General features: G+C 54.8%; 10 protein-coding genes. 5 read left to right on the forward strand and 5 right to left on the reverse strand.

What is annotated here, in order from left to right; genetic code table 11:
• Nucleotides 1-501, forward strand: a 501-nt coding sequence (locus ACTIKR_RS16835; protein WP_442328451.1) for a mechanosensitive ion channel family protein, incomplete at its 5' end; no start/stop codon positions are given.
• Nucleotides 502-726: 225 nt separating this feature from the next.
• Here the strand turns inward: ACTIKR_RS16835 and ACTIKR_RS16840 are convergent.
• Nucleotides 727-1,587 carry an RNA methyltransferase gene (locus ACTIKR_RS16840; RefSeq protein ID WP_193087464.1) on the reverse strand — a complete coding sequence of 287 codons (861 nt, stop codon included), beginning with the start codon at nucleotides 1,585-1,587 and terminating at the stop codon, nucleotides 727-729.
• Nucleotides 1,588-1,698: 111 nt separating this feature from the next.
• Here ACTIKR_RS16840 and ACTIKR_RS16845 point away from each other — a divergent pair, with 111 nt between their 5' ends.
• Together ACTIKR_RS16845 and ACTIKR_RS16850 are read left to right on the forward strand one after the other, a co-directional pair.
• Complete coding sequence (locus ACTIKR_RS16845) at nucleotides 1,699-2,493, forward strand: inositol monophosphatase family protein (RefSeq protein WP_193087465.1); 795 nt, start codon at nucleotides 1,699-1,701, stop codon at nucleotides 2,491-2,493.
• Between the two features lie 25 nt (nucleotides 2,494-2,518).
• Nucleotides 2,519-3,376, forward strand: a complete 858-nt coding sequence (locus ACTIKR_RS16850) for an undecaprenyl-diphosphate phosphatase (RefSeq protein ID WP_442328456.1) — start codon at nucleotides 2,519-2,521, stop codon at nucleotides 3,374-3,376.
• A 122-nt stretch (nucleotides 3,377-3,498) separates the two neighbouring features.
• On the opposite strand, the gene ACTIKR_RS16855 is transcribed toward ACTIKR_RS16850, so the two are convergent.
• Nucleotides 3,499-4,365, reverse strand: a complete 867-nt coding sequence (locus ACTIKR_RS16855) for a MaoC/PaaZ C-terminal domain-containing protein (protein WP_442328452.1) — start codon at nucleotides 4,363-4,365, stop codon at nucleotides 3,499-3,501.
• Nucleotides 4,366-4,382: 17 nt separating this feature from the next.
• A complete protein-coding gene (locus ACTIKR_RS16860; RefSeq protein WP_193087468.1) occupies nucleotides 4,383-5,297 on the reverse strand; it encodes an SDR family NAD(P)-dependent oxidoreductase in 915 nt (304 codons plus the stop codon).
• A 154-nt stretch (nucleotides 5,298-5,451) separates the two neighbouring features.
• Between ACTIKR_RS16860 and ACTIKR_RS16865 the strand changes: the two genes are divergently transcribed.
• Nucleotides 5,452-6,360 (forward strand): LysR family transcriptional regulator, encoded by a 909-nt coding sequence (locus ACTIKR_RS16865; protein ID WP_193087469.1) that lies wholly within the window; start codon nucleotides 5,452-5,454, stop codon nucleotides 6,358-6,360.
• Nucleotides 6,361-6,653: 293 nt separating this feature from the next.
• The gene (locus tag ACTIKR_RS16870) at nucleotides 6,654-6,875 is read left to right on the forward strand and encodes a hypothetical protein (RefSeq protein WP_442328453.1); all 222 of its coding nucleotides are present in this window, start codon (nucleotides 6,654-6,656) and stop codon (nucleotides 6,873-6,875) included.
• A gap of 91 nt (nucleotides 6,876-6,966) precedes the next feature.
• Here the strand turns inward: ACTIKR_RS16870 and ACTIKR_RS16875 are convergent, their stop codons facing one another.
• Nucleotides 6,967-7,209, reverse strand: a complete 243-nt coding sequence (locus tag ACTIKR_RS16875) for a hypothetical protein (protein WP_442328454.1) — start codon at nucleotides 7,207-7,209, stop codon at nucleotides 6,967-6,969.
• Nucleotides 7,210-7,353: 144 nt separating this feature from the next.
• A partial coding sequence (locus ACTIKR_RS16880; RefSeq protein WP_442328455.1) for a hypothetical protein occupies nucleotides 7,354-7,545 on the reverse strand: 192 nt, incomplete at its 5' end.

Genomic DNA, 7,545 nt, shown 5'->3' on the forward strand with positions numbered 1-7,545 from the left:
CTGCTGGGTTTGCGACCCCTGCGAGTGGGGGAGAGCGTGACAGTGGCTGGGGCCATTTCTGGCACCGTCGACGAAGTCGGGCTGTTTCTGACGCGGATTGTGCAGGCCGACGGCGTGCAGGTAACGGTACCCAATAGTACGGTCTGGAATGGAACGATCATCAATCTGAGCCGTAACCACAACCGCCGCATGGATGTACCGGCATATATCCGTTATGGCGATGACGTCAACCGGGCGATCGAAGTGCTGCTCAAACTGATCGGCGAACAGCGCAGCGCCTTGAAAATGCCAGCGCCGTCGGTTTTCGTAGGCGATCGCAAGGACGGCATCATTACCCTCACATTGCGGGTCTGGGCCAGTGCAGACAATTTCTTCAATCTGCAGAATGATTTGAATCGTGAGGTGCCGATGCGATTGAAAGAAGAAGGGTTTGAAAGCCCGAGTCCATTGCGGGTGGCCGTGCAGGAAGTGGGTGTCAACAATCAGGCCAGCGCCAAATAGCCATTATTCAATCTCCCGACGCTGGTGCAGCAAAAATGCCAGGCGGTGCGCGGCAGCGGGGCGCGCTACTGTCGGCCAGCCAGGGCGTTACGGTCGCGTTCGCGCCCGCTCAAGAGGGTGGATCGGCGCCCGCATTCACCATTACCGCTGAATTAGGGGCTGTCGGGGCTGCGGCGGGTCTGCGCTGAGCCTCAGGTTCTGGGCCAGCCCGGCCGATCAGACAGCTTATGGCCGATAGACAGTTTTCAGAATGTTGGTACACACCCCACGCATCATATCCACTTCCTCCTGGGTCATATGGATGCGTGTAAACATATAGCGCATGCGTGGCATCAGCTTTTTCGGATAATTGGGATTGAGAAAATCGATCCCGATCAACGCGCTTTCCCAGTGATTGATGAACGCTTCGACCTTTTCGGCGGGGGCATAGTCGCGATCGACCATGTCTGTATAGGCATGGGCGGGCCTCGCTAGCAACAGGTCGGGGCGGCCAGCTGATGTCTGCGTTCCTGTGGAAAGCGGATTGCCGGACTGAGCCGGGGCCGTTGCGCCGGTGTGCCGGACTGCCGGCGGCGCCTGCATGGCGTAGTTTAGCTCCCAGGCCGCCAGCAGCAGGGCTTGTGAAACGTTCAGGGAGCTGTACGAAGGGTTGGCGGGAATATGGCATATGCGATGGCAGCGGCTGATATCGTCATTGTCCAGCCCCGTTCTTTCTGTTCCCAACACAATCGCAATACGCGTATCGGCATGATTATTCAGATGCGTTCGCGATAGCTGCGCTGTCTGGCGGATGTCCAGCGAAGGCGGGCCCATGTCGCGGGTACGGGCAGTCAGGGCAAAGGCCAGGGTAATGCCGGCCAGGGCCGCGTCAAGGTCGGGCGCAAGATGTGCCGCTTGCAGGATGTCGGTGGCCCCGCTGGCCAGCGCCAGGGCCTCTTCATGGGCCAGGATACCGCTATCTTTCGGATTGACCAGAACCAGATCGCCAAATCCCATGTTTTTGATTGCTCTTGCGGCAGAACCCACATTGCCAGGGTGGGTCGGCGACACCATGATAAAGCGGACCCGGGTATGTAGCGGTGACATAAAATTCCTTCGAACGGCATGAATATGGACAGAAATGATGGGATTTGCAGAAGTCTGCTTTATTGTCCATTAAAATGCGTATTTTACTACTCAACCGAAGTCTGGAAAGCTATGCACCCCATGCTCACCATCGCCGTACGTGCTGCCCGCCGTGCCGGCGCCATTATCAATCGTGGCAGTCTCGATCTGGATAAAGTCCAGATTGCACGCAAAGGCCCCAACGATTACGTTACCGAAATTGATCGGAACGCAGAACAGGCAGTGATCGAGGTGTTACGCGACGCTTATCCGGACCACGCTTTTCTGGGCGAGGAATCCGGCCACATCCCGGGCGCGAGGGATAAGGAAAACGAAGTGCCGGAGTATCAGTGGGTGATCGATCCCCTGGATGGCACCACCAATTTCGTACACGGGTTCCCCAATTACGCCGTGTCCATCGCCCTGTTGCACAAGGGTGTCGTCACTCAGGCCGTAGTCTATGATCCGGCCCGCAATGAAATGTTTACTGCCACCCGTGGTGGTGGCGCCTTTCTGAACGACCGCCGGGTGCGTGTCGGCAGCCGGACCCGCTTTTCCGACGCACTGATCTCTGGCCGTTTCCCTTCTGTTTCCGGCTCCAACCGTACCGGCGCCGAGCGCTACTACGGGCTGGTCGACGACTGTTCCGGCTTTCGCCGCCTTGGCGCGACCGTACTGGAACTGGCGTATGTTGCAGCCGGTCGTTTCGATGGCTATTGCGGGGTTCACCTCAAACCCTGGGACCTGGCAGCAGGTAGCCTGCTGATCCAGGAAGCAGGCGGGCTTATTGCCGATTTCGAAGGCGAACAGACCTGGCTCAAAACCGGCAATGTGCTGGCAGCCAGCCCCAAAATCTTCACTCAAATGCTTATTTCGCTGAAGCAGTAAATTGTTGTCCGGTTCGGAGCCCGTCATTATGGATCAAGTGTGGTACCTGTTTAAAGCCGTTGTTCTGGGTATTGTCGAAGGGATAACCGAATTTTTGCCGATTTCCAGCACCGCCCATTTGCTGATCCTGGGGGACTGGATCGGCTTTGACTCCGGGCAATTCAAGGTGTATGAAATCGTGATCCAGCTCGGATCCATTCTGGCGGTGATGTGGTTGTATCGGCAGCGCCTGCGCGAGATTATTGTCGGCACCTTCACCGGTAACCGGACCGAGCAGCGCTTTACCATGAATTTGATCATTGCCTTTTTGCCGGCGGCCATTATCGGCCTGCTGCTGATCAAACATATCAGTCAACTGCTCGATGGCAAGTTCATGATTTACGCTTTTACGCTCGTAGCGGGCGGCATCATTATGCTGTGGGTGGAACGGCGTCCTTCAATGGCCAAGCACACTACCCTGCAGGAGCATGAACTGGCTCATCAGACAAGAAGCCTGGAAGATATCACCTGGAAGCAGGCGCTGGTTGTGGGGTTCGCTCAATGTCTGGCCATGATTCCGGGGACGTCGCGTTCGGGCGCAACGATTATTTCCGGCATGATGGCTGGTATTCATCGCAAGACGGCCACCGAGTTTTCCTTTTTCCTGGCCATGCCAACCATGATTGCCGCCACGGTATTGAGCTTGTACAGGCATGGTGGCCAGCTGAGCGAGAGCAATTTGCTCGCGGTCCTGCTGGGCTTTGTTGCCGCCTATATTAGTGCATTGGTTGTGGTGCGCGCCCTGATGCGATTCCTGTCCAGTGCATCCTATCGTCCTTTTGGCTGGTACCGTATCGTCTTTGGTATTGTCGTTGCACTATGGGCTTGGAACCAGGTCGCCTAGTTTTTATCGAACCAGCAGAAAATGAGAAAATGCCGGGCAATGCCGGCATTTTCTCATTTCGTTGTCTGTGATCCGCTGTGATGCACGACGATGCTGCCTATTGCATGCGTGATTTTCGCCGGTTACTGCGTGCCGCGCAGGGCGGCATAGCCGTTACTGAGCACAACAACGTTGCGTTCCTGGACGCTGACCTGAAAGTGAATCTGATCCGCGCCTTCGCGCCAGATGTCGCAAAGCAGTGTTTCACCCGGATACACCGGCGCCGAAAAACGGGCATCGAAACGGTATAGCACGGCAGGGTCGTTGTCGCAGCAGTCCTGTACAACCGCTCTTGCGGCGTGCCCGTAGGTGCACAGTCCGTGCAAAATCGGCCGTTCGAACCCGGCGGCGGCAGCTGTCTGCGGGTCAATATGCAGCGGATTCGGATCTGCATTCAGTCGGTAGAGAATAGCGGCATTGGGCGCCACGGGAATCCTGCGCCGATAATCAGGTGCACGTTCAGGCACCCTTGGCAGGGCAGCCACGGGGGCATCTCCTTGGCCGAACCCGCCGTCAGCACGGCAAAATGTGGTCTGCTGGATTGTGGCCACAAGCGTATTGTTTACATCGTACATATTGCGTTCGGCAATGACCAGTGCGCCCTTGTCGGCGCCCTTGTCGATTACATGCGAAATATGTGTCTTGCCGGTCAGTACGCCTTCGGCGGCCAGTGGTCTGTGCCAGATGCTGCGTTGCTCACCATGCACCAGTTTGACCCAGTTGATCCCGGTTGCCGGGTCTTGCATCCAGAAGCCTGGATAGCACAGAATGCTGCTCATCGTAGGAAACGCCTGCAGCTGTTTTTCATATACAAATTGCAGTTGTGATGGATCCAGCGGGTCCGAGCCCAGGCCGATACCCAGCGCGTACAGTATGCTGTCGCGCTGCGTATAGCTGTGGCGGGTATCGGCAAAACGCCAGTTCTTGATCCGTTCGTAATCCAGTGGCATGCGGCTGCTCCTTGTAATCAGATGGGATCCCAGTTGATCACGTCGGGAGAGCGCTCCAGTTTATGGAACTGGCCCTGCATGGCCGGGATGGCGATCTGAGCGATCAACTCGGGCGTCCAGCCATCGGACATGTGCACGGAGCGTACCGGACGAGGCTGGCTAAAGAGGAGAATTTCATTGGCCCGTACCCCGAAAATCTGACCGGTTACGTCTGCGCCGGCATCGCTGCCCAGATAGACAGCCATCGGCGCGACTTTATGCGTTTCCATTTTCTGCAGTTTCTGCACCCGCGCTTTTTCTTCAGGCGTTTCGGCGGGAATCGAACTGGTCATGCGGCTCCAGGCAAACGGCGCAATGCAATTGGATCTGACGTTATACCGGGCCATGTCAAGTGCAATCGACTTGGATAAGGCGGCGATACCCAGCTTGGCTGCGGAGTAGTTGGACTGGCCGAAATTGCCGATGAGCCCCGATGTTGACGTCATGTGTACATAAGCGCCCGACTCTTGTTCTCGAAAATAGGGAGCAGCAGCGCGACTGACAAAAAATGTTCCATGCAGGTGCACGTCAATGACCTGGCGCCATTCTTCTTCGTTCATTTTATGAAACAGGCGGTCGCGCAGATTGCCGGCATTGTTGACGACGATATCAATACGACCGAAATGGTCCATGGCGGTCTGAACAATCTGGCTGGCCGACTCATAGCCGGCGACACTGTCGGTATTGGCGACTGCGGTGCCGCCAGCTGCGGTGATTTCGTCGACCACAGCGTGCGCGGGGCCATCAGTTCCCCCCTGACCGCTCAAAGACACCCCGATATCGTTCACAACCACTTTTGCGCCGGCCTTGGCATAGGCGATTGCAATGTCCCGGCCGATACCACCTCCGGCCCCGGTAACAATCACTACTTTTCCTTCTGCAATTGAGCCCATCGGCTTCTCCTGTAAATTTCATTCATCCGCTCGCCAGCATGGCCGGTCGATCCAGTTAGGGATTACTATCTATTGTTGTTCGATTTCATGATAGGCCATAATGGCGGACGGCATTGTTCGTATTTCTCAACCCCCCCCTTCGTGTAAGCTTAAGATGCGTTATGACCTGACAGACCTCAAACTGTTCATCAATATTGGTGAAGTCTCAAACCTGACCAAGGCTGCAGAAAAAACCTTTCTGTCGCTGCCGGCTGCCAGCGCCCGTATCAAGAATCTGGAAGACTCCCTCAAGGTGCGGCTGCTGATCCGCCAGGTTACCGGCGTGAGCGTCACCCCCGCCGGAGAAGTATTTCTGAAGTATGCCAAGGGGGTGTTCCAGCAACTGGAATGCATGCATGCCGAGCTTCAGCCGTTTTCCACCGGCATCAAGGGCAAGCTGCGGATCATGGCCAACACCGCTGCCACCCACTCCTTCATGTCCGAAGCGTTGTCGACGTTTCTGGCCGAAAACCCCGATATTGATATTGAACTGGAAGAGAAACTATCCAAGGAAATTGTCTCTGCCATCCGTGGTGGGTCAGTAGACATTGGCATTGTCTCCAGCAATGTCAACCTGGATGGCCTGGATGTGGTGCCGCTGTTTCGGGACGAGCTGGTGGCCGTTACCCATTTGGCGCACCCGTTGAAAGATCAGAAAGAAATTTCATTTGAAACCCTGATCGACCAGTACCAGTTTATCGGTATTAACCCCGAAAGTGCGATCCAGACGTTTCTGGATGACAAAGCCTACAAACTGGGCAAGCGCTTGCATCAGCGCGTGCATGTTGGCAGTTTCGAAGCGGTCTGCCGCATGGTTGACGCCGGCATTGGGCTGGCTATCGTACCGGTCGAATGCGCCCGCGCCTACAGCAGGGCTCCGCGCTTGCATATACTCAAACTCACAGATGAATGGGCCGATCGCGAACGCAATGTCTGTCGTCTGGCTGGGCGCGACCTGCCCGCGTATGCAGAAAAATTCATCGGCCATCTGCTTGATGTATCGCATCGGATGCATGATCGCTAGTGGTGGGGGTCTTGAAATGGGCTGATTCGTTCAATGGAATCGCTAAGATCTTATCGGAGTAGGGTGAACGGGGATCCGGCAATTCGATAACTGAATGGATTGTCGGACTATATACGTCTGATACATCAGGAAAATAAAAAATAATTGTGGTGTGGCACGATTACTTGATTTGCCTCATTTCGTATAATTATAGGAGATTCTATAATAAACGCGATGGACTGACACGCAGCCCATACGGACCTGGACGAGCCGGCGTTTTTCGACATTGTCAATTTCAGGAAGGAGTGTTCCCTATGGCAAACAGCAACACTGAACACAGTCGCAGATTGAGAGCCAAAAACGCAACAGAGACGAACAAACGATTGCTGGCTGCCGGCTTGATTAAGCTGGTCACCTTTCGGCTTAAATCGGATCTGGCAAATGAGTTTGATGCCATTGCCCATGAGCGCGGCTTGAGCCGACCGGCCACTTTACAGATGCTTTGCGATATGTACCGGCAGCAAAACGCTATATAGGTCGTAGCCAGAGATATTTCCTATCAGGTCGGTTTTCCAAACTACCCAGATTTCATAACAACGTTCCGGCAGCTTATCTGAATGGTGGATCTCAGTCGAGACGTGCAGGACAACCGTTAGCGGAGAATTGCTTTTTCGGCTCAACCCCATGTTTATCGCACTCTTCGAGGAATAGACGCAATGATATCCGGGCTTCTCGCTTTAGGGCGGCTACATCGGATGCATAGAAACCAGCGCCGCCATTCAGTTCCACAAATTCACCCCGAAACATCTTAGTGTTCGGCTCGAAGCAAATGGCTGCTTGATAGTCATCGATGTTCAATACAATATTCACGATTTAACTCTGTTTTCTTCAAGCCATATTTGAATACTGGGCACTGCTCCTTTACATACACCCAGGGAGCGGGGAGGGTATCGTACAGTATCAAATTCAAGAGCACCAGCAGAGAGTGACCATGCTTCGCGGAACGCGGGCTTGTCATGCTCCCGTTTTACGAGCGCGCACAGCATCTCGACTTTGATCGAGCAAGATGATAAAAAAATCATTGCCGAGCTGCGCCGATTCTTGATTTGTCTCATTTGGTGTTGTTATGGGCAAACCTATAATAAACGCAATGGGCTGACAAGCAGCCCATGCGGACCCGGACGAACCGGGGTTACTGATAAGGAG

Origin of the sequence: Advenella sp., from assembly GCF_052108595.1 — a bacterium.
Classification (GTDB): Bacteria; Pseudomonadota; Gammaproteobacteria; order Burkholderiales; family Burkholderiaceae_B; genus Advenella.

Bases quoted from the DNA above. Each gene is read 5' to 3' on its own strand.
- ACTIKR_RS16855 (WP_442328452.1), bottom strand. From the start codon at position 4,365: ATGCCACTGGATTACGAACGGATCAAGAACTGGCGTTTTGCCGATACC.
- ACTIKR_RS16870 (WP_442328453.1), top strand. From the start codon at position 6,654: ATGGCAAACAGCAACACTGAACACAGTCGCAGATTGAGAGCCAAAAAC.
- ACTIKR_RS16840 (WP_193087464.1), bottom strand. From the start codon at position 1,587: ATGTCACCGCTACATACCCGGGTCCGCTTTATCATGGTGTCGCCGACC.
- ACTIKR_RS16845 (WP_193087465.1), top strand. From the start codon at position 1,699: ATGCACCCCATGCTCACCATCGCCGTACGTGCTGCCCGCCGTGCCGGC.
- ACTIKR_RS16860 (WP_193087468.1), bottom strand. From the start codon at position 5,297: ATGGGCTCAATTGCAGAAGGAAAAGTAGTGATTGTTACCGGGGCCGGA.
- ACTIKR_RS16865 (WP_193087469.1), top strand. From the start codon at position 5,452: ATGCGTTATGACCTGACAGACCTCAAACTGTTCATCAATATTGGTGAA.